28 protein-coding genes and 2 other annotated features are annotated in these 25,621 nt (G+C 40.0%); all 28 genes read left to right on the forward strand.

All coding sequences use genetic code 11. The features are described from left to right. Positions 1 to 14: 14 nt before the first annotated feature. Positions 15 to 251 (forward strand) — a binding site (T-box leader). A 147-nt stretch (positions 252 to 398) separates the two neighbouring features. The 28 genes from cysE (at position 399) to rplV (ending at position 25,620) form a co-directional block, all read left to right on the forward strand. Further along, entirely contained in the window at positions 399 to 1,064 is a 666-nt protein-coding gene (gene cysE / locus QRY57_RS02200) for a serine O-acetyltransferase (protein ID WP_026593151.1), read from the forward strand. Then, positions 1,045 to 2,442, forward strand: a complete 1,398-nt coding sequence (cysS, locus tag QRY57_RS02205) for a cysteine--tRNA ligase (RefSeq protein WP_026593152.1) — start codon at positions 1,045 to 1,047, stop codon at positions 2,440 to 2,442. Before cysE ends, cysS begins: the two co-directional genes overlap by 20 nt. A gap of 2 nt (positions 2,443 to 2,444) precedes the next feature. Continuing rightward, the gene (locus QRY57_RS02210) at positions 2,445 to 2,852 is read left to right on the forward strand and encodes a Mini-ribonuclease 3 (protein ID WP_026593153.1); all 408 of its coding nucleotides are present in this window, start codon (positions 2,445 to 2,447) and stop codon (positions 2,850 to 2,852) included. After that, positions 2,849 to 3,592, forward strand: coding sequence for a 23S rRNA (guanosine(2251)-2'-O)-methyltransferase RlmB (gene rlmB / locus QRY57_RS02215; protein ID WP_286016587.1), 744 nt, complete (start codon positions 2,849 to 2,851; stop codon positions 3,590 to 3,592). The genes QRY57_RS02210 and rlmB overlap by 4 nt, the downstream gene beginning before the upstream one ends. Before the next feature lie 2 nt (positions 3,593 to 3,594). Next, positions 3,595 to 4,107 (forward strand): NYN domain-containing protein, encoded by a 513-nt coding sequence (locus QRY57_RS02220; protein WP_026593155.1) that lies wholly within the window; start codon positions 3,595 to 3,597, stop codon positions 4,105 to 4,107. Positions 4,108 to 4,174: 67 nt separating this feature from the next. Next, positions 4,175 to 4,834: an RNA polymerase factor sigma-70 gene (locus QRY57_RS02225; RefSeq protein ID WP_003194323.1), complete on the forward strand. Its 660-nt coding sequence runs from the start codon at positions 4,175 to 4,177 to the stop codon at positions 4,832 to 4,834. Between the two features lie 129 nt (positions 4,835 to 4,963). Beyond that, on the forward strand, positions 4,964 to 5,110 hold the full coding sequence (rpmG, locus tag QRY57_RS02230; protein ID WP_002055487.1) for a 50S ribosomal protein L33: 147 nt from the start codon (positions 4,964 to 4,966) through the stop codon (positions 5,108 to 5,110). A 32-nt stretch (positions 5,111 to 5,142) separates the two neighbouring features. Further along, entirely contained in the window at positions 5,143 to 5,322 is a 180-nt protein-coding gene (gene secE / locus QRY57_RS02235; protein WP_026593156.1) for a preprotein translocase subunit SecE, read from the forward strand. Between the two features lie 120 nt (positions 5,323 to 5,442). Beyond that, positions 5,443 to 5,976: a transcription termination/antitermination protein NusG gene (nusG, locus tag QRY57_RS02240; protein WP_000415795.1), complete on the forward strand. Its 534-nt coding sequence runs from the start codon at positions 5,443 to 5,445 to the stop codon at positions 5,974 to 5,976. Between the two features lie 167 nt (positions 5,977 to 6,143). Next, the gene (gene rplK, locus QRY57_RS02245) at positions 6,144 to 6,569 is read left to right on the forward strand and encodes a 50S ribosomal protein L11 (protein WP_001085872.1); all 426 of its coding nucleotides are present in this window, start codon (positions 6,144 to 6,146) and stop codon (positions 6,567 to 6,569) included. A gap of 182 nt (positions 6,570 to 6,751) precedes the next feature. Next, the gene (rplA, locus tag QRY57_RS02250) at positions 6,752 to 7,444 is read left to right on the forward strand and encodes a 50S ribosomal protein L1 (RefSeq protein WP_026593157.1); all 693 of its coding nucleotides are present in this window, start codon (positions 6,752 to 6,754) and stop codon (positions 7,442 to 7,444) included. A gap of 49 nt (positions 7,445 to 7,493) precedes the next feature. Continuing rightward, positions 7,494 to 7,637: a sequence feature (ribosomal protein L10 leader region), on the forward strand. Between the two features lie 39 nt (positions 7,638 to 7,676). Then, on the forward strand, positions 7,677 to 8,177 hold the full coding sequence (gene rplJ / locus QRY57_RS02255) for a 50S ribosomal protein L10 (protein WP_208019192.1): 501 nt from the start codon (positions 7,677 to 7,679) through the stop codon (positions 8,175 to 8,177). 67 nt (positions 8,178 to 8,244) lie between these two features. Continuing rightward, a complete protein-coding gene (gene rplL, locus QRY57_RS02260; RefSeq protein WP_006093113.1) occupies positions 8,245 to 8,604 on the forward strand; it encodes a 50S ribosomal protein L7/L12 in 360 nt (119 codons plus the stop codon). Between the two features lie 75 nt (positions 8,605 to 8,679). After that, entirely contained in the window at positions 8,680 to 9,279 is a 600-nt protein-coding gene (locus tag QRY57_RS02265) for a class I SAM-dependent methyltransferase (RefSeq protein ID WP_090694438.1), read from the forward strand. 290 nt (positions 9,280 to 9,569) lie between these two features. After that, positions 9,570 to 13,103: a DNA-directed RNA polymerase subunit beta gene (gene rpoB / locus QRY57_RS02270; protein ID WP_026593160.1), complete on the forward strand. Its 3,534-nt coding sequence runs from the start codon at positions 9,570 to 9,572 to the stop codon at positions 13,101 to 13,103. Positions 13,104 to 13,140: 37 nt separating this feature from the next. Further along, positions 13,141 to 16,755, forward strand: a complete 3,615-nt coding sequence (gene rpoC, locus QRY57_RS02275; protein ID WP_286016588.1) for a DNA-directed RNA polymerase subunit beta' — start codon at positions 13,141 to 13,143, stop codon at positions 16,753 to 16,755. 113 nt (positions 16,756 to 16,868) lie between these two features. Then, positions 16,869 to 17,117, forward strand: coding sequence for a ribosomal L7Ae/L30e/S12e/Gadd45 family protein (locus QRY57_RS02280; protein ID WP_026593162.1), 249 nt, complete (start codon positions 16,869 to 16,871; stop codon positions 17,115 to 17,117). Positions 17,118 to 17,232: 115 nt separating this feature from the next. Continuing rightward, a complete protein-coding gene (gene rpsL / locus QRY57_RS02285; protein WP_001142341.1) occupies positions 17,233 to 17,655 on the forward strand; it encodes a 30S ribosomal protein S12 in 423 nt (140 codons plus the stop codon). 29 nt (positions 17,656 to 17,684) lie between these two features. After that, positions 17,685 to 18,155 carry a 30S ribosomal protein S7 gene (gene rpsG, locus QRY57_RS02290; protein ID WP_001137493.1) on the forward strand — a complete coding sequence of 157 codons (471 nt, stop codon included), beginning with the start codon at positions 17,685 to 17,687 and terminating at the stop codon, positions 18,153 to 18,155. A gap of 207 nt (positions 18,156 to 18,362) precedes the next feature. Then, entirely contained in the window at positions 18,363 to 20,441 is a 2,079-nt protein-coding gene (gene fusA / locus QRY57_RS02295) for an elongation factor G (protein ID WP_026593163.1), read from the forward strand. Between the two features lie 117 nt (positions 20,442 to 20,558). Beyond that, positions 20,559 to 21,749, forward strand: a complete 1,191-nt coding sequence (gene tuf / locus QRY57_RS02300; RefSeq protein WP_026593164.1) for an elongation factor Tu — start codon at positions 20,559 to 20,561, stop codon at positions 21,747 to 21,749. 399 nt (positions 21,750 to 22,148) lie between these two features. Then, the gene (gene rpsJ, locus QRY57_RS02305) at positions 22,149 to 22,457 is read left to right on the forward strand and encodes a 30S ribosomal protein S10 (protein ID WP_001040596.1); all 309 of its coding nucleotides are present in this window, start codon (positions 22,149 to 22,151) and stop codon (positions 22,455 to 22,457) included. A 34-nt stretch (positions 22,458 to 22,491) separates the two neighbouring features. After that, positions 22,492 to 23,124 carry a 50S ribosomal protein L3 gene (gene rplC, locus QRY57_RS02310; RefSeq protein ID WP_026593165.1) on the forward strand — a complete coding sequence of 211 codons (633 nt, stop codon included), beginning with the start codon at positions 22,492 to 22,494 and terminating at the stop codon, positions 23,122 to 23,124. A gap of 25 nt (positions 23,125 to 23,149) precedes the next feature. After that, positions 23,150 to 23,773 carry a 50S ribosomal protein L4 gene (gene rplD, locus QRY57_RS02315; protein ID WP_026593166.1) on the forward strand — a complete coding sequence of 208 codons (624 nt, stop codon included), beginning with the start codon at positions 23,150 to 23,152 and terminating at the stop codon, positions 23,771 to 23,773. Further along, a complete protein-coding gene (rplW, locus tag QRY57_RS02320; protein ID WP_026593167.1) occupies positions 23,773 to 24,063 on the forward strand; it encodes a 50S ribosomal protein L23 in 291 nt (96 codons plus the stop codon). Before rplD ends, rplW begins: the two co-directional genes overlap by 1 nt. A gap of 28 nt (positions 24,064 to 24,091) precedes the next feature. Then, on the forward strand, positions 24,092 to 24,922 hold the full coding sequence (rplB, locus tag QRY57_RS02325) for a 50S ribosomal protein L2 (RefSeq protein WP_026593168.1): 831 nt from the start codon (positions 24,092 to 24,094) through the stop codon (positions 24,920 to 24,922). Positions 24,923 to 24,982: 60 nt separating this feature from the next. Next, positions 24,983 to 25,261 (forward strand): 30S ribosomal protein S19, encoded by a 279-nt coding sequence (rpsS, locus tag QRY57_RS02330; protein WP_017150130.1) that lies wholly within the window; start codon positions 24,983 to 24,985, stop codon positions 25,259 to 25,261. Between the two features lie 17 nt (positions 25,262 to 25,278). Continuing rightward, positions 25,279 to 25,620: a 50S ribosomal protein L22 gene (gene rplV, locus QRY57_RS02335; protein ID WP_011983250.1), complete on the forward strand. Its 342-nt coding sequence runs from the start codon at positions 25,279 to 25,281 to the stop codon at positions 25,618 to 25,620. Position 25,621: the final 1 nt, after the last annotated feature.

The raw sequence follows: 25,621 nt of genomic DNA on the forward strand, positions 1-25,621 counted from the left end.
TTAAAACCTAATATGGAAAAGCGACGAGAAGGAGAAGTAGACAATCAGGCTTTTTACAGAGAGAACCACCTTTTGGCTGGAAGTGGTTTATAAGCGGATTTTTGAAATGCCCCTTCGAGTCTTCTGCTGAACAACGAATAGTTTCGGGAAACGTAAGTAAGCAGGAGCGGTATAAACCGTTATCATGGATGAGTTTGAGGTTATATTTTAGCCTAAACAGAGTGGAACCGCGCTTGTAAGGCGTCTCTGTCAATTTGACAGAGGCGTCTTTTTTATACCATGTAAATAGGTATGGTATAAGTTTTTGTAGAGATGGATAAAGACTAGATAACAAGTAAGGGAATTCGTGGTAAATCGGTTCACTCGGAAAAGTAGCCCATAAAGGGGAGGGGACATCGATGTTTAAGAGGCTTCGAGAAGATATTGAAGTCGTTTTTGAACAAGATCCAGCGGCACGAAGTTATTTCGAAGTCATTTTAACTTACTCTGGATTACATGCAGTTTGGGCACACCGAATTGCACATGCTTTTTATAAGCGGAATTTTTTCTTCCTTGCACGTTGGATTTCACAAGTTAGTCGTTTTTTTACTGGGATTGAGATTCATCCAGGAGCCACAATTGGTCGCCGCTTTTTCATTGATCACGGTATGGGAGTTGTCATTGGGGAGACATGTGAAATTGGAGACAATGTAACAATTTATCAAGGAGTTACATTAGGGGGTACAGGGAAAGAAAAAGGAAAAAGGCATCCAACAATTCAAGATAATGTACTGATTGCAACTGGTGCAAAAGTACTCGGATCTATTACAGTTGGAGAGAATTCTAAAATTGGTGCAGGGTCTGTTGTATTGAAAGAAGTTCCTGCACATTCGACAGTTGTAGGTATACCTGGTCGTGTCGTAATTCAGAATGGAGTAAAGATAGGCCAGGAATTAAATCATTCAGATCTTCCGGATCCGATTTTCGATAAATTGAAAGTAATGGAAGCTGAACTCGAGAAATTAAAAAAGCAACTTGAAGTGAAAGTGGAAAGGAAGGATGAAAATGACTATTCACATTTATAATACGTTAACGCGTGAGAAAGAAGAGTTTGTTCCTTTAGAAGAAAATAAAGTGAAGATGTATGTATGCGGACCGACAGTATACAACTATATTCATATTGGAAATGCAAGACCACCTATGGTATTTGATACAGTGCGCCGCTACTTAGAGTACAAAGGGTATGATGTACAATATGTTTCTAACTTTACAGATGTAGATGATAAATTAATTAAAGCAGCAAATGAACTAGGAGAGGACGTTCCAACAATTGCAGATCGCTTTGTTGAAGCGTACTTTGAAGATGTAACTGCATTGGGTTGCAAACACGCTACGGTTCATCCTCGTGTAACAGAAAATATGGATATCATTATTGAATTTATTGAGGAACTTGTGAAAAAAGGATATGCATATGAATCTGAAGGCGATGTTTATTACAAAACGAAAGAATTTGAAGGTTACGGCAAATTGTCTCATCAACCAATTGCAGATTTACGTCATGGTGCACGTATTGAAGTTGGAGAAAAGAAACAAGATCCACTTGACTTTGCATTATGGAAAGCTGCGAAAGAAGGAGAAATCTTCTGGGAGAGCCCTTGGGGGAAAGGTCGTCCGGGATGGCACATTGAATGCTCTGCAATGGCAAGAAAATATTTAGGTGATACAATCGATATTCATGCTGGTGGTCAAGATTTAGCGTTCCCACACCATGAAAATGAGATTGCACAATCAGAAGCGTTGACGGGAAAAACATTTGCACGTTACTGGATGCATAATGGATATATTAATATTAACAATGAAAAAATGTCTAAATCATTAGGGAACTTCATTTTAGTTCATGACATTATTAAGCAATACGACCCGCAGTTAATTCGTTTCTTTATGCTATCTGTACATTATCGTCATCCAATCAACTTTAGTGAAGAGTTATTACACAGTACAAATAATGGATTAGAGCGAATTAAAACAGCATATGGTAACTTAAAGCACCGTATGGAAAGTAGCACAGATTTAACAGACCATAATGAAAAATGGTTAGTTGAAATAGAGAAATTCCAGTTAACGTTTGAAGAAGCAATGAACGATGATTTTAATACAGCAAATGCAATAACTGAATTGTATAATTTAGCAAATCATGCAAATCAATATCTATTGGAAGAACATACATCAAAAGCTGTAATTGAGGCGTATGTAAAACAGTTCGAAACGTTATTTGGTATTTTAGGATTAGAGTTAACAAAAGAAGAATTGCTTGATGAAGAAATTGAGGCATTAATTCAAAAACGTATTGAGGCTCGTCAAAACCGCGATTTTGCACTGTCTGATCAAATTCGTGATGATTTAAAAGAGCGTAATATTATTTTAGAAGATACCGCTCAAGGTACAAGATGGAAAAGAGGATAAACATGATTGATGCAAAGCAATTAAACAGCTTAGCGTTAGCATATATGGGTGATGCGGTGTATGAACAATATATCCGCTATCACCTCCTTCAAAAAGGAACGGTTCGTCCTAACCAATTACATCGTTTAGGGACAAGCTTTGTTTCGGCGAAAGCACAAGCGAAAGTTGTTTATCATTTACTAGAAACAGCATTTTTGACAGATGAAGAAGAAGCGGTCTTAAGAAGAGGACGTAATGCAAATTCGGGTTCTGTTCCTAAAAATACAGATGTGCAAACATATCGCTATAGCACTGCTTTTGAGGCATTGCTTGGATACCATTACTTATTGAACAATAGCGAAAGATTAGAAGAACTTGTATATAAAGCAATTGATGTTTTAGAAGCGAAGGAAGGGGGCGCATCAATATGAGTAGTGAATATATTATCGGACGTAACCCTGTAATTGAAGCGTTACGATCAGGAAGAGATATTAATAAGATTTGGATTGCAGAAGGTGCAGCTAAAGGACAAGTGCAAATTGTATTAGCATTAGCGAAAGAAAATAAAATTATTTTGCAACATGCACCAAAGAAAAAGTTAGACCAACTTGTTGAAGGGAACCATCAGGGAGTAATTGCACAAGTAGCTGCATATCAATATGCGGAATTAGAGGATTTATTTGAAGCAGCTGCTAAGCGTAATGAAGATCCATTCTTCTTAATCCTAGATGAAATTGAAGATCCGCATAATTTAGGTTCTATTATGCGTACGGCAGATGCAACAGGTGCTCACGGCATTATTATTCCGAAAAGAAGAGCTGTTGGGCTTACAGCATCAGTTGCGAAAGCTTCAACAGGAGCAATTGAATATATTCCTGTTGCTCGCGTGACAAACTTATCTCGAACAATTGATGATTTAAAAGAGCGCGGTCTTTGGATTGCGGGTACAGATGCAAGAGGGAAAACGGATTATCGTAATTTAGATGGTAATATGCCGGTTGGATTGGTAATTGGTAGTGAAGGAAAAGGGATGAGCCGTATTATTGGTGAAAAATGTGATTTCTTAATCAACTTGCCGATGGTTGGTAAAGTTACATCCTTAAATGCTTCAGTAGCTGCTAGTCTGTTAATGTACGAGGTATATCGCAAACGTCACCAGATTGGTGAGTAAAAATGAACGAGATTTTAATCGTCGATGGATACAACATTATTGGGGCTTGGGGAGATTTAAAACAATTACGGGATGTAGATTTGCAAGCATCAAGAGACGCGCTTATCGATAAGATGGCAGACTATCAGGGGTATACAGGAACAAGAGTGATGATCGTATTTGATGCTTATACGGTTCAAGGTATTGAAAAGAAGATGAAGCAATCACGTGTTGAAGTCATTTTCACAAGAAAAAATCAAACCGCGGATGAAAAAATCGAACAGCTTGCGATTGAACTTCGCAATATTAATACACAAATTTATGTTGCGACTTCTGATTATACAGAGCAGTGGGTTATTTTTGGACAAGGTGCACTGCGGAAATCAGCGCGTGAGCTGGAGTTAGAAGTAAAGATGATGGAACAACAAGTGCGCCATCAAACGCAAAAGGTAAAAGAGAAACAACCAGCTATGCGAACGATATTTAGTAAGGATATTACAGAAAAGTTAGAAAAATTAAGGCGAGGAGAGCGTTGAAGCATTGACGCTCTTCAAACGCTTACTGTATAATATTTCTAAATAAATAGCGGTCGGAGGGATCAGAGTGGAAACAGGCTTCGTAAGTACCAACAACGTTACGTTTCGCGATTTAGAGGATGAGGCAATAGTTGAGTTAGTTCGAAAAGGTAATATTGATGCTCTTGAGTATTTAATTCACAAGTACAAGAACTTTGTTCGTGCAAAATCAAGATCTTATTTTTTAGTAGGTGCCGATCGGGAAGATATTGTTCAAGAAGGTATGATCGGTTTATTTAAAGCTATTCGTGATTACAAAGAGGACAAGCTATCTTCTTTTAAAGCATTTGCTGAATTATGTATTACTCGTCAAATTATTACTGCTATTAAGACAGCAACGAGACAAAAGCATATTCCTTTAAATTCGTATGTTTCTTTGGATAAACCGATTTACGATGAGGAATCTGATCGTACGCTATTAGATGTTATTTCAGAAGCAAAGGTGACTGATCCTGAAGAGATGATTATTAGTCAGGAAGAATATACCGACATAGAACTAAAAATATCTGAATTATTAAGCGATTTAGAAAGAAAAGTTCTTTCTTTATACTTAGATGGTCGTTCTTATCAGGAAATTTCAGAGCAGTTAAATAGGCATGTAAAGTCTATTGATAATGCTCTACAGCGCGTGAAAAGAAAGCTTGAACGATATATGGAGATGAGAGAAAATACAACTCTAAATTCGTAGTGTATATTGCAGGAGTAAAATCATTCTCCTGCTTTCTTTTTGTGAGGTAGTAAGCGGCATGTCATTGACATTGTCTTTTATTGTATGATACATTTTTAGGGACATAATGTTACAAGGTTGGTGTAACAAATGAGGAAAAAAGTTGTACTCTCATGTGAAGAGTGTAAGAACCGAAACTACTCTACAATGAAAGATACGAGCTCAGTAGAGCGGCTTGAGATAAAGAAATTTTGTAAAACATGCAATATGCATACAGTTCATAAGGAAACAAAATAAATAATCGAAATAATAAACTGGAGGTCCCGTAAATGCGTTTGACGAACTTTTTCGGCGATGTAGGTCGCGAAATGAAAAAAGTAAGTTGGCCTAAGAAAGATGAATTACTCCGTTCAACAGCTACTGTTATTGCGACAGTTGTCTTTTTTGCAGTTTTCTTCGCAGTAGTTGACATGGGTATTTCTTCTTTAATTCGGTTAATTCTTGAATAAGAAGCACTTATCCATGATATAATGTTATTTATACGAACTGTGTAAAAGCCCGATGAACGGGTTTTTTCATTTGCGCAAAAAAATGTACGTCAGGGAGGGAAGGACGCTCGTCCTAAATGAATGGAAAAAAGTTGGTATGTTGTCCATACTTATTCTGGATATGAAAATAAAGTAAAAGCAAACCTAGAAAAACGTGTAGAATCAATGGGAATGCAGGATAAAATTTTCCGTGTTGTTGTTCCGGAAGAAGTAGAAGTAGAAATGAAAAACGGAAAAGAAAAATTAACAAAACGAAAAGTATTCCCGGGTTATGTATTAGTTGAACTAATTATGACTGATGATTCTTGGTATGTTGTTCGTAATACGCCAGGTGTAACAGGTTTTGTTGGATCTTCTGGATCAGGTTCAAAACCATCTCCTTTGTTAGAAGAGGAAGTTGTTACCATTATGAAGCATATGGGAATGGACAATGAAGTGGTTGATTTCGACTTTGAACTTCATGAAACAGTACGGGTTAATGAAGGACCATTCGCGAATTATACAGGTGCAATCGAAGAGATTGATATGGAAAAACAAAAAGTGAGAGTGCTTGTAGATATGTTTGGTCGTGAAACACCGGTCGAGCTCGATTTCCATCAAATTGAAAAATTATAAAATGAAACTTGAAATGAACTGTAAAAAGTGATAATATCTTTTAAGTCAGTACGTCTTCGGTAACGGAGACGTTTTTTGAAAAGATTTTATCGTTACAGATAAAATAGAAGTGGGAGGGCAAATCACTGCCCAATTGACCACATCACGGACTTAAGGAGGTGTGTCTCGTGGCTAAAAAGGTAATTAAAATGGTAAAACTTCAAATTCCTGCAGGTAAAGCTAACCCAGCTCCACCAGTTGGTCCAGCATTAGGACAAGCGGGTGTTAACATCATGGGCTTCTGTAAAGAGTTCAACGCTCGTACAGCAGATCAAGCTGGTCTTATCATTCCTGTTGAAATTACGGTATTCGAAGACCGTTCATTCACTTTCATTACTAAAACTCCTCCTGCTGCTGTTCTTCTTAAGAAAGTAGCTGGTATTGAGTCTGGTTCTGGTGAACCAAACCGTAATAAAGTGGCAACTGTTAAGCGTGATAAAGTACGCGAAATCGCTGAAACTAAAATGCCTGACTTAAACGCTGCTAGCGTAGAAGCTGCAATGCGTATGGTTGAAGGTACTGCACGCAGTATGGGTATCGTTATCGAAGACTAATTCGATTTGTTTTTTTGTAAAAAAGGTTGCGGGTCTGGAATTCCAATTCGCAACCTTTATTATCGTAAATGAGTATCGTTTTTAAATAAATGGATGGGCGCACATCCTCAGGGGATTCCCGAAACGAAGGCGTAAACGTGGGAGGTTATTCCGCTAAAACCACATTCAAGGAGGAAATAAACATGGCTAAAAGAGGTAAAAAGTACGTAGAAGCTGCAAAGCTTGTTGATCGTGCAACTGCTTACTCTGCAACAGAAGCAGTAGAATTAGTAAAGAAAACAAACACAGCTAAATTTGATGCAACTGTAGAAGCTGCATTCCGTTTAGGTGTTGACCCTAAGAAAGCTGACCAACAAATTCGTGGCGCAGTTGTTCTTCCACACGGTACTGGTAAAGTACAACGTGTATTAGTATTCGCTAAAGGCGAAAAAGCAAAAGAAGCTGAAGCTGCTGGCGCTGACTTCGTAGGCGATACTGATTACATCGGTAAAATCCAACAAGGTTGGTTCGATTTCGATGTAGTAGTAGCAACTCCTGACATGATGGGTGAAGTTGGTAAACTTGGTCGCGTATTAGGACCTAAAGGTTTAATGCCAAACCCTAAAACTGGAACAGTTACTTTCGATGTAACTAAAGCTGTTAACGAAATCAAAGCTGGTAAAGTTGAATACCGCGTTGATAAAGCTGGTAACATCCACGTTCCAATCGGTAAAGTATCTTTCGAAGATGCTAAATTAGTAGAAAACTTCAAAACAATTGCTGATACGCTAGTAAAAGCTAAACCAGCTGCTGCAAAAGGTACTTACATGAAGAATGCAACTGTTGCTTCTACAATGGGACCTGGCGTACGTGTAGACGTTTCTACAATCGCGTAAAAATTGGAAGTTGACTTCATAAAGAAGTTTTAATATAATCATTTATGTTGTGAATTTAAATAGTGTACCGTAGACAGTAGGTGCCAATTTGGCTTAATTTCCTACCTAGGTGTTAATATACGAAACGGAATTTTTTTCTGTGACTATATGCCTCCATGTCTACAACTGGGCATGGAGGTTTTTAGTGCACTTTCGGTACATCTTCTATATAATCTACAGGAGGTGTAATAACATGAGCAAAGCAATCGAAACTAAACAACAAGTTGTAACTGAAATCGCTGATAAACTTCGCGAAAGTAAATCTACAATCGTTGTTGACTACCGTGGTTTAACAGTATCTGAAGCAACTGAATTACGTAAAAACTTACGTGAAGCTGGCGTTGAGTTCAAAGTTTACAAAAACTCTTTAACTCGTCGTGCTGCAGAATCTGTTGAAATGGCTGAGTTAAACGAATTCTTAACAGGACCAAACGCAATCGCGTTCAGTAACGAGGATGTAGTTGCTCCTGCAAAAGTATTAAACGACTTCGCTAAAGATCATGAAGCTTTAGAAATTAAAGCGGGCGTAATCGAAGGTAAACTTGTATCACTTGATGAGGTTAAAGCTATCGCTACTCTTCCATCACGTGAAGGCTTACTTTCTATGCTTCTTAGCGTTCTTCAAGCTCCAATCCGTAACCTTGCACTTGCTACTAAAGCAGTTGCAGATCAAAAGGAAGAGCAAGGCGCTTAATTTTTTAAAAGATAATTACGTGTTATCGATAAAACAATACAAACCTATTTAAGGGAGGATATTTACAATGACTAAAGAACAAATCATTGAAGCAGTTAAATCTATGACTGTATTAGAACTTAACGACTTAGTAAAAGCTATCGAGGAAGAATTCGGCGTAACTGCTGCTGCTCCTGTAGCTGTTGTTGGTGGCGCTGGTGAAGCTGCTGCTGAGAAAACTGAATTTGACGTAGTACTTGAAAGTGCTGGAGCTCAAAAAATCAAAGTTATCAAAGTTGTTCGTGAAATCACTGGTCTTGGCTTAAAAGAAGCTAAAGAATTAGTTGACAACACTCCAAAAGCAATCAAAGAAGGCGCTTCTAAAGAAGAAGCTGAAGAAATGAAAGCTAAACTTGAAGAAGTTGGCGCTGCTGTAGAAGTTAAGTAATTAACTTTTGAAGCTTAAAAAAAGCTCGCTCTTATGCGGGCTTTTTTTTTAACTGTAAAGAAAAGAGGTGGCCATATGGCAGACCATTATTTTTCTAACGACCCTTCGAGCAAAAGTGATCGTAAACGATGGGAATATACATTGCGAGGATCTCGATTTGTTTTTTTATCTGACCATGGGGTGTTTTCGAAAAACGAGGTAGACTTTGGTTCTCGTCTTTTAATTGAAGCGTTTCAAATGCCAGATGTTCAAGGTGATGTGTTGGATGTTGGGTGTGGGTACGGTCCAATCGGTTTATCATTAGCGAAAGAGTGGCAAGGTCGTAACGTTCATATGGTGGATGTGAATGAAAGGGCGCTTGGGCTTGCGGAAGAAAACGCCGCTAATAACAAAATTGAAAATGTTCATATTTTCCAAAGTAGCGTCTATGAAAATGTGAACGGACAGTATGCTGCTATTCTATCTAATCCTCCGATTCGTGCTGGTAAGCATATCGTGCATGAAATTTTAGAAAAAGCTGTGGATCATCTAGTACCAGGTGGGGAGCTTTGGATTGTTATTCAAAAGAAACAAGGAGCACCATCCGCGCTAAAAAAACTAGAAGAATCATTTTCTGAAGTTGAGGTTGTAGAAAAGAAAAAAGGATATTATATCATAAAATCAAAAAAACGTTGACGGTTATTTTTGGCTATGTTAACATTATACAATGCCAATATATGATTTTCTGCGTTGAGAAAAATGTATATTTTTGTTTCTCTTGGAAAAGATAGTAAAATCAGCAGATTATGAAACAGAATGATGGTTTTCTTATAGAAGCCATTTTTCTTTTTTGAGCAGGTAGAAAGACTCAACGTATCTATCTTTGAGAGAAAAAGCTACGCTAATGGCGTTAGCTGTATTTATTTGTGATTTTGCACAAATTTTTTTGTGCATTTATAATACTCATGATTTGAGGGGTGAAGCAGTTGACAGGTCAACTAGTTCAATACGGACGCCACCGCCAACGAAGAAGTTATGCCCGTATTAGTGAAGTATTAGAGTTACCAAATCTTATCGAAATTCAAACCTCTTCTTATCAGTGGTTTCTTGATGAGGGTTTGCGAGAAATGTTCCAAGACATTTCTCCGATTGAAGACTTTACGGGAAATCTATCGCTTGAATTTATCGACTACAGCTTAGGTGAACCTAAATACTCTGTAGAAGAGTGTAAAGAGCGTGATGTGACGTATGCAGCACCACTTCGTGTGAAAGTTCGTCTAATCAATAAGGAAACTGGTGAAGTAAAAGAACAGGATGTGTTCATGGGAGATTTCCCACTCATGACAGAGACAGGAACATTCGTAATTAACGGTGCAGAACGTGTTATCGTTTCCCAGTTAGTTCGCTCTCCAAGCGTATACTATAGTGGCAAAGTGGATAAAAACGGAAAACGTGGTTTTACTGCTACTGTAATTCCAAACCGCGGAGCTTGGTTAGAGTATGAAACAGATGCTAAGGATGTTGTATATGTACGTATTGACCGTACGCGTAAACTTCCTGTAACTGTTTTGTTACGCGCATTAGGGTTTGGCTCTGATCAAGAAATCACCGAGCTTTTAGGTGATAACGAATACTTAAGCAATACGCTAGAAAAAGACAACACAGATAGCACAGAAAAAGCATTGCTTGAAATTTATGAGCGTCTACGTCCAGGTGAACCACCGACAGTAGAAAATGCGAAAAGCTTGCTTGTTTCTCGCTTCTTTGATCCAAAGCGCTACGATTTAGCAAATGTAGGCCGCTACAAGATCAACAAAAAGTTACACATTAAAAATAGATTGTTTAACCAACGTTTAGCTGAAACATTAGTGGATCCAGAAACTGGTGAAATTTTAGCGGCTGAAGGAACAATCTTAGATCGTCGTACATTAGATCGCATTTTACCTTACTTAGAGAAAAACATTGGATTCAAAACAGCGAAACCAATGGGTGGAGTGGTAGAAGGCGATGTTGAGCTGCAATCTATTAAGATCTATGCTCCAGAGTCAGATGGCGAACGTTCTATCAACGTAATTGGAAATGCAAATATCACTCGTGACGTAAAACATATCACACCAGGTGATATCCTTGCTTCTATTAGCTACTTCTTTAACCTACTATACAAAGTAGGAGATACAGATGATATTGACCATTTAGGAAATCGTCGTCTGCGTTCTGTAGGGGAGTTATTACAAAACCAATTCCGTATCGGTCTTTCTCGTATGGAACGTGTTGTTCGTGAGAGAATGTCGATTCAAGATACAAATGCAATTACACCGCAGGCGTTAATTAACATTCGTCCAGTTATTGCATCTATTAAAGAGTTCTTCGGAAGTTCTCAGTTATCTCAGTTCATGGACCAAACAAACCCATTAGCAGAGTTAACGCACAAACGAAGACTATCAGCATTAGGACCTGGTGGTTTAACACGTGAGCGTGCAGGCTTTGAAGTACGTGACGTTCACTACTCTCACTATGGTCGTATGTGTCCAATTGAAACACCAGAGGGACCAAACATCGGTTTGATCAACTCATTATCTTCATTCGCGAAAGTAAATGAGTTTGGTTTCATTGAAACTCCATACCGTCGTGTTGATCCGGAGACTGGTCGTGTAACGGGTCATGTTGATTACTTAACAGCAGACGAAGAAGATAACTATGTTGTAGCCCAAGCGAATATGAAATTATCTGAAGAAGGGGAATTCCTTGATGAAGATATCGTAGCTCGTTTCCGTGGTGAAAACATTGTCACAAATAGAGAACGCATCGACTACATGGATGTATCTCCAAAACAAGTAGTGTCGGCAGCGACAGCTTGTATTCCGTTCTTAGAAAACGATGACTCCAACCGTGCACTTATGGGTGCGAACATGCAACGTCAGGCGGTTCCGTTAATGAATCCGGAATCTCCGATTGTAGGTACAGGTATGGAGTACGTATCAGCAAAAGACTCAGGTGCTGCAGTAATCTGTAAACACCCAGGTGTTGTTGAACGCGTAGAAGCACGTGAAGTTTGGGTACGCCGTTATGTAGAAGTTGACGGTCAAAAAGTAAAAGGCGACTTAGATCGCTACAAAATGTTGAAATTCATTCGTTCTAACCAAGGAACTTGCTATAACCAACGTCCAATCGTAAGTGTTGGCGATCAAGTTGTAAAAGGTGAAATCCTTGCGGATGGTCCTTCTATGGAAAAAGGTGAACTAGCACTTGGACGTAACGTGCTTGTTGGCTTCATGACATGGGACGGTTATAACTACGAGGATGCGATCATTATGAGTGAGCGCCTTGTAAAAGACGATGTGTACACTTCGATCCATATTGAAGAATATGAATCAGAAGCTCGTGATACGAAGCTTGGACCAGAAGAAATTACACGTGATATCCCGAACGTTGGGGAGGATGCGCTTCGCAACCTTGACGAACGTGGTATTATTCGCATCGGTGCTGAAGTAAAAGACGGAGATCTACTTGTTGGTAAAGTAACACCAAAAGGTGTAACAGAATTAACAGCAGAGGAACGTTTATTACATGCAATCTTCGGTGAGAAAGCACGTGAAGTACGTGATACATCACTTCGTGTACCACACGGTGGTGGCGGTATTATCTTAGACGTAAAAGTATTTAACCGTGAAGATGGCGATGAATTGCCACCAGGTGTAAACCAACTTGTACGTGCATATATCGTTCAAAAACGTAAGATTTCTGAAGGTGACAAGATGGCCGGCCGTCACGGTAACAAAGGTGTTATCTCCCGTATTTTACCGGAAGAAGATATGCCATATTTACCAGACGGTACACCAATCGATATCATGTTGAACCCATTAGGGGTACCATCTCGTATGAATATCGGTCAGGTATTAGAGCTTCATCTTGGTATGGCAGCAAGATACCTTGGTATCCACGTTGCAACACCAGTATTCGATGGTGCTCGTGAGGAAGATGTATGGGGTACAATCGAAGAAGCTGGTATGGCAAATGACGCGAAAACAATCCTGTATGATGGACGTACTGGTGAACCATTCGACAACCGCGTGTCTGTTGGTGTCATGTATATGATCAAACTTGCGCACATGGTTGACGATAAACTTCATGCTCGTTCTACTGGACCATACTCACTTGTAACGCAGCAGCCTCTTGGAGGTAAAGCTCAGTTCGGTGGACAGCGTTTCGGTGAGATGGAGGTTTGGGCACTTGAAGCTTACGGTGCTGCTTATACTCTTCAAGAAATCTTAACCGTGAAGTCTGATGATGTTGTCGGTCGCGTTAAGACATATGAAGCAATTGTTAAAGGTGAAAATGTTCCAGAACCAGGCGTTCCAGAATCATTCAAAGTATTGATTAAAGAACTGCAAAGTTTAGGTATGGACGTTAAAATGATGTCTAGCGACGATACAGAAATTGAAATGCGTGATACGGAAGATGATGATGATCATCAATCAGCAGACAAATTGAATATCGAAGTTGAGACAACTAAGGAATAATTGGGATAACCTGTAGACTAAAAGGGAGGTAGGCCCCTTGATAGATGTAAATAACTTTGAATATATGAAGATTGGACTTGCTTCACCTGACAAGATTCGTTCTTGGTCATACGGTGAAGTTAAGAAACCAGAAACAATTAACTATCGTACGTTAAAGCCAGAAAAAGACGGCTTGTTCTGTGAGCGTATTTTCGGACCACAAAAGGACTGGGAATGTCATTGCGGAAAATATAAGCGTGTACGTTATAAAGGTGTAGTTTGTGATCGATGTGGCGTTGAAGTAACGCGTGCGAAAGTACGTCGTGAACGTATGGGTCATATTGAATTGGCTGCTCCTGTATCTCATATTTGGTATTTCAAAGGTATCCCGAGCCGCATGGGACTTGTCTTAGACATGTCCCCTCGCGCGCTTGAAGAAGTAATTTATTTCGCTTCTTATGTTGTAACAGAAAGTGGAGATACACCACTTGATAAGAAGCAATTGCTTTCTGAAAAAGAATACCGTGCATATCGTGATCGATATGGCAGCACATTCCAAGCTGCTATGGGCGCAGAAGCGATTAAGAAGCTATTACAAGACATCGATTTAGATAAAGAAGTAGACTTCTTAAAAGAAGAATTAAAAACAGCACAAGGACAACGTCGTACTCGTGCTATTAAACGTCTAGAAGTATTAGAAGCATTCCGTAACTCTGGCAATGAACCTTCTTGGATGATCTTAGATGTTCTACCAGTTATCCCACCAGAACTACGCCCAATGGTACAGTTAGATGGTGGACGTTTTGCAACTTCTGACTTAAATGACTTATACCGTCGTGTAATTAACCGTAACAACCGTTTAAAACGTCTATTGGACTTAGGTGCACCAAGCATCATCGTTCAAAACGAAAAACGTATGTTACAAGAAGCTGTAGACGCATTAATCGATAATGGTCGTCGTGGCCGTCCAGTTACTGGTCCGGGTAACCGTCCATTAAAATCGCTATCTCACATGCTAAAAGGTAAACAAGGACGTTTCCGTCAAAACTTATTAGGTAAACGTGTTGATTACTCTGGTCGTTCCGTTATCGTTGTAGGACCGAATTTAAAGATGTATCAATGTGGATTACCGAAAGAAATGGCGCTTGAACTGTTCAAACCTTTTGTTATGAAAGATTTAGTGGAAAAAGGATTAGCGCACAATATTAAGAGTGCAAAACGTAAAATCGAGCGTGTACAACCTGAAGTTTGGGATGTTTTAGAATCTGTAATTAAAGAGCACCCAGTACTTCTAAACCGTGCTCCAACGCTTCACCGTCTTGGTATCCAAGCGTTCGAACCTACATTAGTAGAAGGACGCGCAATCCGTCTTCATCCACTTGTATGTACTGCATACAATGCGGACTTTGATGGTGACCAAATGGCGGTTCACGTTCCGTTATCATCAGAAGCACAAGCGGAAGCTCGTCTTCTTATGTTAGCAGCACAAAACATCTTGAACCCGAAAGATGGAAAACCAGTTGTTACACCATCTCAGGATATGGTATTAGGTAACTATTACTTAACACTTGAGCGTGAGGGTGCAATTGGTGAAGGTATGGTGTTCAAAGATGCAAATGAAGCATTACTTGCATATCAAAATGGATATGTACATCTGCACACTCGTGTTGCAGTTGCAGCGAATTCAGTAAATAACAACGAAACATTTACTGAAGAGCAAAAGAGTAAGCTTCTATTAACAACAGTTGGTAAATTAATATTTAACGAAATCTTACCGAAGTCGTTCCCTTATATTAACGAACCGACAAATTCAAACCTTGAAAAAGAAACACCAGCGAAATATTTCGTTGAAAAAGGTGCGAACATTAAAGAAATTATTGCTAGTCGCGAAGAAGTGGCACCATTTAGCAAGAAAATTCTTGGTAACATCATTGCGGAAGTGTTTAAACGTTTCCAAATTACAGAAACGTCTCGCATGCTTGACCGTATGAAAAACTTAGGATTTAGATATTCTACAAAAGCTGGTATTACAGTTGGGGTAGCAGATATCCTTGTATTAGGTGAAAAAGATGAAATCCTCCACGAAGCACAAGCAAAAGTAGATAAAGTAATTAAACAATTCCGTCGCGGTTTAATCACGGAAGAAGAACGTTACGATCGCGTTATCTCCATTTGGAGTAATGCGAAAGATGTTATCCAAGGAAAGCTGATGAAATCCTTGAATAAACGCAACCCAATCTTCATGATGAGTGACTCTGGTGCCCGTGGTAACGCATCGAACTTCACTCAGCTTGCTGGTATGCGTGGTTTGATGGCCAACCCATCTGGACGTATCATCGAACTTCCAATCAAGTCAAGTTTCCGTGAAGGTTTAACAGTACTTGAGTACTTCATCTCTACGCACGGTGCGCGTAAAGGTCTTGCCGATACAGCACTTAAGACTGCCGATTCTGGTTACTTAACACGTCGTCTTGTAGACGTTGCACAAGATGTTATCGTTCGTGAAGACGATTGTGGAACAGATCGCGGCTTATTAATCGGTGCGATTAAAGAGGGTAATGAAGTAATTGAGTCATTATATGATCGTCTTGTAGGACGTTTTGCAAGAAAAACTGTAAAACATCCTGAAACAGGTGAAGTATTAGTTCGTGAAAATGAATTAATCACTGAAGATATCGCTCATATCGTTGAAAACTCAGGTGTTGAAACAGTACACATCCGTTCAGCGTTTACATGTAACACTCGCCACGGTGTATGTAAGAAATGTTACGGTCGTAACTTAGCTACTGGCACAGACGTAGAAGTAGGAGAAGCGGTAGGTATTATCGCAGCTCAATCTATCGGTGAACCAGGTACACAGTTAACGATGCGTACGTTCCATACAGGTGGGGTTGCCGGAGATGATATCACACAAGGTTTACCTCGTATCCAAGAGATCTTCGAAGCTCGTAATCCGAAAGGTCAGGCAGTTATCAGTGAAATCGACGGTGTTATCGCGGCGATTAACGATGTTAAAGATCGTCAAGAGGTAGTTGTACAGGGTGAGGTTGAAGCTCGCACATATGCAATTCCTTATGGTGCTCGTCTAAAAGTAGTCCTAGGACAACAAATTGGTCACGGAAAAGAGTTAACAGAAGGTTCTATTGATCCGAAAGAATTACTAAAAGTAACGGACATTACAGCAGTTCAAGAATACTTGTTACGTGAAGTTCAAAAAGTATACCGTATGCAAGGGGTAGAAATTGGTGACAAGCACGTAGAGGTAATGGTTCGCCAAATGCTTCGTAAAGTTCGTGTCATCGATGCGGGTGAAACAGATGTATTACCAGGAACATTACTGGATATCCACCAGTTTACTGATGCGAATGCAAAAGTGTTGTTAGAAGGTAAACAGCCAGCTACAGCACGACCAGTACTTCTTGGTATTACAAAAGCATCACTTGAAACAGATTCATTCTTATCTGCAGCGTCGTTCCAAGAAACAACTCGCGTTCTAACAGATGCAGCAATTAAAGGCAAACGCGATGAACTTCTAGGATTGAAAGAGAATGTTATTATCGGTAAACTGGTTCCAGCTGGAACTGGTATGAATCGTTATCGTAAAGTGGATCTTGTTAAAACAACACAAGAAGACATGAATGTAGAAAACGATGAAGTTTACGTGGAACAGTAAAATTTTCCGTCGTAAATTTTGTATAAAAACAGATAATCCTAGTTGACATTGTATGAGTCAAAATGTTACTATAAGCAAGGTTGCTCCTGAACGATGCTTTGGAGGATATGTATATGTCTTATCAAAAAGTATCAAATGCGGAAAATGTAATCGTTGGTCATAAACGAACATTGGAAGCAATTAAAAATGGTACAGTTAAAGAAGTTGTTATTGCAGAAGATGCTGACATGCGGTTAACCCATGTTATCGCTCGTACTGCACTGCAACATAACGTGCCCATAACCAAAGTTGAATCGGTTCGTAAGCTTGGTAAAGCTTCGGGGATTCAAGTGGGAGCTTCAGCAATAGGAATAATAAGTTAAAACTGTTTTTGTGAGGAGAGAGCATTTGCTCTCCCTTGCAAAAACTTTGTTTTCAACTAATAATGAACCACCTGGATATGTGGTCATACAAACATGCGAAGGGAGGATAAATCAAATGCCTACTATTAACCAATTAGTGAGAAATGGTCGTACTGATAAAGTATGGAAATCTAAATCACCTGCGTTAAACAAAGGTTTCAACTCTTTAAAGAAAAAATCAACTGATATCTCTGCACCTCAAAAACGTGGTGTATGTACTCGTGTTGGTACAATGACTCCAAAGAAACCGAACTCAGCGTTACGTAAATACGCTCGTGTACGTTTAACAAACGGTATCGAGGTTACTGCTTACATCCCAGGTATCGGTCATAACCTACAAGAGCATAGCGTAGTATTAATTCGCGGTGGTCGTGTAAAGGATTTACCGGGGGTACGTTACCACATCGTTCGTGGTGCGCTTGACACAGCTGGTGTTGACAAACGTATGCAAGGACGTTCTAAATATGGTACTAAGAGACCAAAACCTGCTAAAAAATAATAAATTTACAATGAAAGGAGGAACTCAATATGCCTCGTAAAGGACCTGTTGCGAAACGTGATGTGTTACCAGATCCAATGTACAATTCTAAACTAGTAACACGCCTAATCAACAAAATGATGGTTGACGGTAAAAAAGGTAAATCTCAAACAATTCTTTATAATGCGTTCGATATCGTTAGTGAACGTACTGGTAAAGAGCCAATGGAAGTATTCGAGCAAGCTCTTAAGAACATTATGCCTGTTCTTGAAGTACGCGCTCGTCGTGTTGGTGGTGCTAACTACCAAGTTCCAGTTGAGGTTCGTCCAGAACGCCGTACAACTTTAGGTCTTCGTTGGTTAGTAAACTACGCTCGTCTTCGTGGTGAAAAAACTATGGAAGAGCGTCTTGCTAACGAAATCTTAGATGCAGCTAACAACGCTGGTGCATCTGTTAAGAAACGTGAAGACACTCATAAAATGGCAGAAGCTAACAAAGCATTTGCTCATTACCGTTGGTAGGATTCAACGTAAAATAAATGTAAGCATAGACCGCTTTATTTGTCGCTTATGGAAGTGTGGAGAGGGAGAATGCCTCTCCCTTTCAATGGCGCTCGTTTTACATAATGAGAGCACTGGACATACTGACATGTGTAACAAAATAAAGTGGCTTTTTTTGCTACTTAAAATAAAAAATCCAATCCATATATGGAAGGAGCAAGACACCAAATGGGAAGAGAGTTCTCTTTAGAAAACACTCGTAATATTGGTATCATGGCTCACATCGATGCTGGTAAAACAACAGCAACTGAACGTATCCTGTACTACACAGGTCGTATTCATAAAATCGGTGAAACTCACGAAGGTGCATCTCAGATGGACTGGATGGAGCAAGAGCAAGAGCGTGGTATCACAATTACTTCTGCTGCAACTACAGCTCAATGGAAAGGTCACCGTGTAAACATCATTGACACTCCAGGACACGTAGACTTCACAGTAGAAGTAGAACGTTCTTTACGCGTACTTGATGGCGCAGTAGCAGTACTTGATGCACAATCTGGTGTAGAACCACAAACAGAAACTGTTTGGCGTCAGGCTACTACTTACGGCGTACCTCGTATCGTATTCGTTAACAAAATGGATAAAATCGGTGCTGATTTCTTATACTCTGTAGGAACAATCCATGATCGTTTACAAGCAAACGCACATCCAATTCAGTTACCAATCGGTGCTGAAGATGAGTTCAATGGTATCATTGACCTTGTTGAAGAGTGTGCTTACATGTACGGTAACGATTTAGGAACAGACATTCAACGTGTTGAAATTCCTGAAGAGCACAAAGAATTAGCTGAAGAATACCGTGGAAGACTTATTGAAGCGGTAGCTGAGCTTGATGAAGAAATGATGATGAAGTACCTAGAAGGTGAAGAAATCACTGTAGAAGAGCTTAAAGCTGGTATCCGTAAGGCTACAACTTCTGTAGAATTCTTCCCAGTAATCTGTGGTTCTGCATTCAAAAACAAAGGTGTTCAAATTCTGTTAGACGCAGTTATTGACTACTTACCATCTCCATTAGATGTACCTGCTATTAAAGGTATTCTTCCGGATACAGATGAAGAAGTAGAACGTAAGTCTAGCGATGAAGAACCATTCGCAGCTCTAGCATTCAAAATCATGACTGACCCTTATGTTGGTAAGTTAACGTTCTTCCGTGTGTACTCTGGTGTGTTAAACTCTGGATCATACGTGAAAAACTCAACTAAAGGTAAGCGTGAGCGTGTAGGTCGTATCCTACAAATGCACGCTAACAGCCGTGAAGAGATCTCAACAGTTTACGCTGGTGACATCGCTGCTGCTGTAGGTTTAAAAGATACTACTACTGGTGATACTCTTTGTGACGAGAAGAGCCTTGTTATCCTTGAGTCTATGGAATTCCCAGAGCCAGTTATCTCTGTAGCTATCGAACCAAAATCTAAAGCTGACCAAGATAAAATGGGTACAGCATTAGCTAAGCTTTCTGAAGAAGATCCAACATTCCGTGCTCACACTGACCAAGAAACTGGCCAAACAATCATCGCTGGTATGGGTGAACTTCACCTTGATATCATCGTTGACCGTATGCGCCGTGAATTCAAAGTTGAAGCAAACGTTGGTGCTCCTCAGGTAGCATACCGTGAAACTTTCCGCGCTGCTGCGAAAGTTGAAGGTAAGTTCGCTCGTCAATCTGGTGGTCGTGGACAATTCGGTCACGTTTGGATTGAGTTTGAACCTAACGAAGAAGGTAAAGGATTCGAATTCGAAAACAAGATCGTCGGTGGTGTTGTTCCACGTGAATACATCCCAGCTGTAGGAGCAGGTCTTGAAGATGCACTTAAAAATGGTGTACTTGCTGGATATCCACTAGTAGACATTAAAGCTGCATTAGTTGACGGATCTTACCATGATGTTGACTCCTCTGAGATGGCGTTCAAAATCGCTGCATCTATGGCACTTAAAGCTGCGGTTTCTAAATGTAGCCCAGTAATTCTTGAGCCAATGATGAAAGTTGAAGTTGTAATTCCTGAAGAGTACATGGGAGACATCATGGGTGACGTAACATCTCGTCGTGGACGTGTAGAAGGTATGGAAGCTCGCGGTAACGCACAAGTTGTTCGCGCTATGGTTCCACTTTCTGAAATGTTCGGTTATGCAACGTCATTACGTTCTAACACGCAAGGTCGTGGAACATTCTCTATGGTATTTGATCATTATGAAGAAGTACCAAAGTCTGTTTCAGAAGAAATTATCAAAAAAAATAAAGGTGAATAATTGATTTTTATCGATTGTTCAAGTATAACTACTTATGTAAGCTTAGAAAGTGGGACGCAAGTTTCACTTTCTAGTCTAAATATAAAATAACCTATATAACTTAAGGAGGAATTTAGAATGGCTAAAGCTAAATTCGAACGTTCTAAACCCCATGTTAACATCGGTACAATCGGCCACGTTGACCATGGTAAAACTACATTAACTGCTGCGATCACTACAGTACTTGCAAAAGCTGGTGGTGCTGAAGCACGCGGATACGATCAAATCGACGCTGCTCCAGAAGAAAGAGAGCGCGGTATCACAATCTCAACTGCACACGTTGAGTACGAAACTGAAACTCGTCACTATGCACACGTTGACTGCCCAGGACACGCTGACTATGTTAAAAACATGATCACTGGTGCTGCTCAAATGGACGGCGGTATCTTAGTAGTATCTGCTGCTGATGGTCCAATGCCACAAACTCGTGAGCACATCCTTCTTTCTCGTCAAGTAGGTGTACCTTACATCGTTGTATTCTTAAACAAATGCGACATGGTAGACGACGAAGAATTATTAGAATTAGTAGAAATGGAAGTTCGCGATCTATTATCTGAATACGACTTCCCAGGCGATGATATCCCTGTAGTTAAAGGTTCTGCTCTTAAAGCTCTTGAAGGAGAAGCTGAGTGGGAAGCTAAAATCGTTGAGTTAATGGCTGAAGTTGATGCTTACATCCCAACTCCAGAACGTGACACTGACAAACCATTCTTAATGCCTATCGAGGACGTATTCTCTATCACAGGTCGTGGTACAGTTGCTACTGGTCGTGTAGAGCGTGGAGTAGTTAAAGTTGGTGACGTAGTAGAAATCATCGGTCTTGCTGAAGAGAACGCTTCTACAACTGTAACTGGTGTTGAAATGTTCCGTAAGCTTCTTGACCAAGCTCAAGCTGGTGACAACATCGGTGCTCTACTTCGTGGGGTTGCTCGTGAAGAAATCCAACGTGGACAAGTTCTTGCTAAAACTGGCTCTGTAAAAGCTCACGCTAAATTCAAAGCTGAAGTTTACGTTTTATCTAAAGAAGAAGGTGGACGTCACACTCCATTCTTCGCTAACTACCGTCCACAATTCTACTTCCGTACAACTGACGTAACTGGAATCATCCAATTACCAGAAGGTACTGAAATGGTAATGCCTGGCGACAACATCGAAATGACTGTTGAACTTATCGCTCCAATCGCAGTTGAAGAGGGAACTAAGTTCTCTATCCGTGAAGGCGGACGTACTGTAGGTGCTGGTGTAGTTGCTACAATCATCGCTGAGTAATCTTTAAATAGATTCGAAAAAACCCGAGGGATTCTCCCTTGGGTTTTTTTATATTATTTATAATAGAAGAAAGAGTGTTTTCTAGTTTTTGACGAGTTTCTTCTATAGTATATAAATTAGAAAATAAAGAATCCAAAAACTGTAAAAGTATTTACCGCAGATGAAAACTTGAAATTCTTTAAAGTGCCATGTATAATAGCAAAAGTAGAGAAAAGCAGATGCAAACAAAAAGATGCTTGCATCTAGACGAATAACATTGTATAATAGACAATGTTGGTCTTTGACTGCGATGAAGTGGAAGGTTGCTGACACACCCGGCCGCTTTGCCATGGCATGGTGTGAGGAAATTTCCATGGAGAAGGTCTATTTTAGAAATAGGCGAACGAAGGAGGGAAAATAATGGCAAAAGAAAAAATTCGTATCCGTTTAAAAGCTTACGATCACCGTATTCTTGATCAGTCAGCTGAGAAAATTGTAGAAACAGCTAAGCGTTCTGGGGCAACAGTTTCTGGTCCGATCCCATTACCAACTGAAAAAACTGTTTACACAATTCTTCGTGCTGTTCATAAGTACAAAGATTCTCGTGAGCAATTCGAAATGCGCACGCACAAACGTCTAATTGACATCGTGAGCCCTACTCCACAAACAGTAGACTCATTAATGCGTTTAGACTTACCATCTGGTGTAGATATCGAAATCAAACTATAATTTATATAACTTAAAAATGTAGGAGGTGTAACTCATGACCAAAGGAATCTTAGGAAGAAAGATCGGTATGACTCAAGTATTTGCTGAAAACGGTGAGCTAATTCCTGTAACAGTAATCGCTGCGACTCCAAACGTTGTTCTTCAAAAGAAAACAACTGAAACTGATGGCTATAACGCAATTCAGTTAGGATTCGACGACAAACGTGAAAAATTAGCTAACAAACCTGAACAAGGTCACGTTGCTAAAGCATCTACTGCTCCTAAGCGCTTCATTCGCGAAATCCGCGATGCAGACGTGGACGGATTAGAGGTTGGTCAAGAGGTAAAAGTTGAAGTTTTCACTACAGGTGAAATCGTAGACGTAACAGGAATTTCTAAAGGTAAAGGTTTCCAAGGTGCTATTAAACGCCACGGACAATCTCGCGGACCAATGTCTCACGGTTCTCGTTATCACCGTCGTCCAGGTTCAATGGGCCCAGTTGCTCCGAACCGTGTATTCAAAGGCAAAAAACTTGCTGGACGTATGGGTGGAGACCAAGTTACGGTTCAAAACTTAGAAATCGTTCAAGTTGACGTTGAACGCAACTTATTATTAGTTAAAGGTAACGTTCCAGGTGCTAAGAAATCTCTTGTAGTTGTTCAAGGCGCTGTGAAGGCTAGTAAATAATTCACAATAGGAAGGAGGAATTCCAATGCCAAAAGTTACTGTATATAACCAAACTGGTTCACAGGTTGGTGAAATCGAATTAGCAGAAGCTATTTTCGGTATCGAACCAAATGAAGCTGTACTTTTCGAAGCTGTAATGATGCAACGTGCATCTTTACGTCAAGGTACACACAAAGTAAAAACTCGCTCTGAAGTACGTGGTGGTGGTCGTAAACCATGGCGTCAAAAAGGAACTGGACGTGCTCGTCAAGGTTCTATCCGCTCTCCTCAATGGCGCGGTGGTGGTACGGTATTCGGACCTACACCAAGAAGCTATGCTTACAAACTTCCTAAGAAAGTTCGTCGCTTAGCAATCAAATCTGCATTAGCTACTAAAGTAGTTGAGAACAACATTGTAGTTCTTGAAGACCTAGTGTTAAATGCACCGAAAACAAAAGACATGGTAGCAGTACTTAAAGGATTAGCTGTAGAGAAGAAAGCTCTTATCGTAACTGCTGATGCAAACGAAGCTGTAGAGTTATCTGCTCGCAACATTCCTGGAGTAACAGTAATCACTGCTGATGGCGTAAACGTTTTAGACGTGCTTCATCATGATAAGCTAATCATGACAAAAGCGGCAGTGGAAAAAGTAGAGGAGGTGCTTGCATAATGAGAGATCCTCGTGATATCATTAAGCGCCCAGTTATCACTGAACGTTCTATGGAAATGATGGCTGAAAAAAAATACACGTTCGATGTGGACGTTAAATCTAATAAAACAGAAGTTAAAGATGCTGTAGAAGCGATCTTTGGTGTTAAAGTAGAAAAAGTGAACATCATGAACTACAAGCCGAAAGCAAAACGCGTTGGTCGTCACGCTGGTTTTACTAGCCGTCGTCGTAAAGCAATCGTTAAGCTAACTGCTGACAGCAAAGAAATCGAAATCTTCCAAGGTGTTTAATTCTTACTAAAGAAGGAGGGAAATTGAGATGGCAATTAAAAAGTATAATCCAACTACTAACGGTCGTCGTAACATGACTACGAATGATTTCGCTGAAATCACGACTGACAGACCGGAAAAGTCTTTACTTGCTCCTTTAAGCAAAAAGGCTGGTCGTAATAACCAAGGTAAAATTACTGTACGTCACCAAGGTGGCGGACATAAGCGTCAATACCGTATCATCGACTTTAAGCGTAACAAAGATGGAATTCCAGGACGCGTTGCTACGATCGAATACGATCCAAACCGCTCTGCGAATATCGCATTAATTAACTACGTTGACGGTGAAAAACGTTACATTCTTGCTCCTAAAAACTTAGAAGTAGGTATGGAAATTATGTCTGGCGCTGATGCTGACATTAAAATCGGTAACGCATTACCATTAATCAACATTCCAGTAGGTACTGTTGTTCATAACATCGAGCTTAAACCAGGCCGTGGTGGACAATTAGTTCGTTCTGCTGGTACATCTGCACAAGTACTTGGTAAAGAAGGTAAATACGTTCTTGTACGTTTAACTTCTGGTGAAGTACGCCTAGTATTATCTGCTTGTCGTGCTACTGTAGGTCAAGTAGGTAACGAATCACATGAACTTATCAAAATCGGTAAAGCAGGTCGCTCTCGCTGGTTAGGTAAGCGCCCAACTGTTCGTGGTTCTGTAATGAACCCAGTTGATCACCCACACGGTGGTGGTGAAGGTCGCTCTCCAATCGGACGTAAGTCTCCAATGTCTCCATGGGGTAAACCAACTCTTGGATTCAAGACTCGTAAGAAAAATAAAGCGTCTGATAAATTCATCGTTCGTCGTCGTAAAAAATAATGGGGTTGTAGTACGGTTCACTTTTGGAACCGTACGGCAATCACGAAGGGAGGCACCACAATGGCTCGTAGCTTAAAAAAAGGACCATTTGTTGATGATCACTTAATGAATAAAGTTGCAAAGTTAAACGAAACTGAGCAAAAGCAAGTTGTTAAAACTTGGTCTCGTCGTTCAACAATCTTCCCTCAGTTCATTGGTCACACAATCGCTGTATATGACGGTCGCAAACACGTACCTGTATACATCACTGAGGACATGGTTGGCCACAAGTTAGGTGAATTCGCACCAACTCGTACGTACAAAGGTCATGATGCTGACGATAAGAAAACTAGAAGATAATGAGAGGAGGCACTTCAATGCAAGCTAAAGCAGTAGCGAGAACAGTTCGTATTGCTCCTCGTAAAGTTCGTTTAGTAGTAGACTTAATCCGAGGCAAGCAAGTGGGTGAAGCGATCGCTATCCTTAACCACACACCAAAAACTGCTTCTCCAGTTGTAGAGAAAGTTTTAAAATCTGCAATCGCAAACGCAGAGCATAACTACGAAATGGATGTAAACAACTTAGTTGTTGAAAAAGTTTTCGTTGACGAAGGTCCAACGTTAAAACGTTTCCGTCCACGTGCAATGGGTCGTGCAAGCCAAATTAACAAACGCACAAGCCACATCACAGTTGTGGTATCAGAAAAGAAGGAGGGATAAT

The organism is Bacillus arachidis (genome assembly GCF_030285945.1).
In the GTDB taxonomy this organism is placed as follows: Bacteria; Bacillota; Bacilli; order Bacillales; family Bacillaceae_G; genus Bacillus_A; species Bacillus_A arachidis.

What these genes read in the sequence shown, in the direction of transcription:
- rplA (WP_026593157.1), top strand. Translation starts at nt 6,752, where the DNA reads ATGGCTAAAAGAGGTAAAAAGTACGTAGAAGCTGCAAAGCTTGTTGAT.
- rplD (WP_026593166.1), top strand. Translation starts at nt 23,150, where the DNA reads ATGCCAAAAGTTACTGTATATAACCAAACTGGTTCACAGGTTGGTGAA.
- cysS (WP_026593152.1), top strand. Translation starts at nt 1,045, where the DNA reads ATGACTATTCACATTTATAATACGTTAACGCGTGAGAAAGAAGAGTTT.
- fusA (WP_026593163.1), top strand. Translation starts at nt 18,363, where the DNA reads ATGGGAAGAGAGTTCTCTTTAGAAAACACTCGTAATATTGGTATCATG.
- nusG (WP_000415795.1), top strand. Translation starts at nt 5,443, where the DNA reads ATGGAAAAAAGTTGGTATGTTGTCCATACTTATTCTGGATATGAAAAT.
- rpsJ (WP_001040596.1), top strand. Translation starts at nt 22,149, where the DNA reads ATGGCAAAAGAAAAAATTCGTATCCGTTTAAAAGCTTACGATCACCGT.
- rlmB (WP_286016587.1), top strand. Translation starts at nt 2,849, where the DNA reads ATGAGTAGTGAATATATTATCGGACGTAACCCTGTAATTGAAGCGTTA.
- rplJ (WP_208019192.1), top strand. Translation starts at nt 7,677, where the DNA reads ATGAGCAAAGCAATCGAAACTAAACAACAAGTTGTAACTGAAATCGCT.
- QRY57_RS02280 (WP_026593162.1), top strand. Translation starts at nt 16,869, where the DNA reads ATGTCTTATCAAAAAGTATCAAATGCGGAAAATGTAATCGTTGGTCAT.
- rpsL (WP_001142341.1), top strand. Translation starts at nt 17,233, where the DNA reads ATGCCTACTATTAACCAATTAGTGAGAAATGGTCGTACTGATAAAGTA.
- cysE (WP_026593151.1), top strand. Translation starts at nt 399, where the DNA reads ATGTTTAAGAGGCTTCGAGAAGATATTGAAGTCGTTTTTGAACAAGAT.
- QRY57_RS02220 (WP_026593155.1), top strand. Translation starts at nt 3,595, where the DNA reads ATGAACGAGATTTTAATCGTCGATGGATACAACATTATTGGGGCTTGG.
- rplB (WP_026593168.1), top strand. Translation starts at nt 24,092, where the DNA reads ATGGCAATTAAAAAGTATAATCCAACTACTAACGGTCGTCGTAACATG.
- rpsS (WP_017150130.1), top strand. Translation starts at nt 24,983, where the DNA reads ATGGCTCGTAGCTTAAAAAAAGGACCATTTGTTGATGATCACTTAATG.
- secE (WP_026593156.1), top strand. Translation starts at nt 5,143, where the DNA reads ATGCGTTTGACGAACTTTTTCGGCGATGTAGGTCGCGAAATGAAAAAA.
- rplW (WP_026593167.1), top strand. Translation starts at nt 23,773, where the DNA reads ATGAGAGATCCTCGTGATATCATTAAGCGCCCAGTTATCACTGAACGT.
- rpsG (WP_001137493.1), top strand. Translation starts at nt 17,685, where the DNA reads ATGCCTCGTAAAGGACCTGTTGCGAAACGTGATGTGTTACCAGATCCA.
- tuf (WP_026593164.1), top strand. Translation starts at nt 20,559, where the DNA reads ATGGCTAAAGCTAAATTCGAACGTTCTAAACCCCATGTTAACATCGGT.
- rplC (WP_026593165.1), top strand. Translation starts at nt 22,492, where the DNA reads ATGACCAAAGGAATCTTAGGAAGAAAGATCGGTATGACTCAAGTATTT.
- QRY57_RS02210 (WP_026593153.1), top strand. Translation starts at nt 2,445, where the DNA reads ATGATTGATGCAAAGCAATTAAACAGCTTAGCGTTAGCATATATGGGT.
- rplV (WP_011983250.1), top strand. Translation starts at nt 25,279, where the DNA reads ATGCAAGCTAAAGCAGTAGCGAGAACAGTTCGTATTGCTCCTCGTAAA.
- rpmG (WP_002055487.1), top strand. Translation starts at nt 4,964, where the DNA reads ATGAGGAAAAAAGTTGTACTCTCATGTGAAGAGTGTAAGAACCGAAAC.
- QRY57_RS02265 (WP_090694438.1), top strand. Translation starts at nt 8,680, where the DNA reads ATGGCAGACCATTATTTTTCTAACGACCCTTCGAGCAAAAGTGATCGT.
- rplL (WP_006093113.1), top strand. Translation starts at nt 8,245, where the DNA reads ATGACTAAAGAACAAATCATTGAAGCAGTTAAATCTATGACTGTATTA.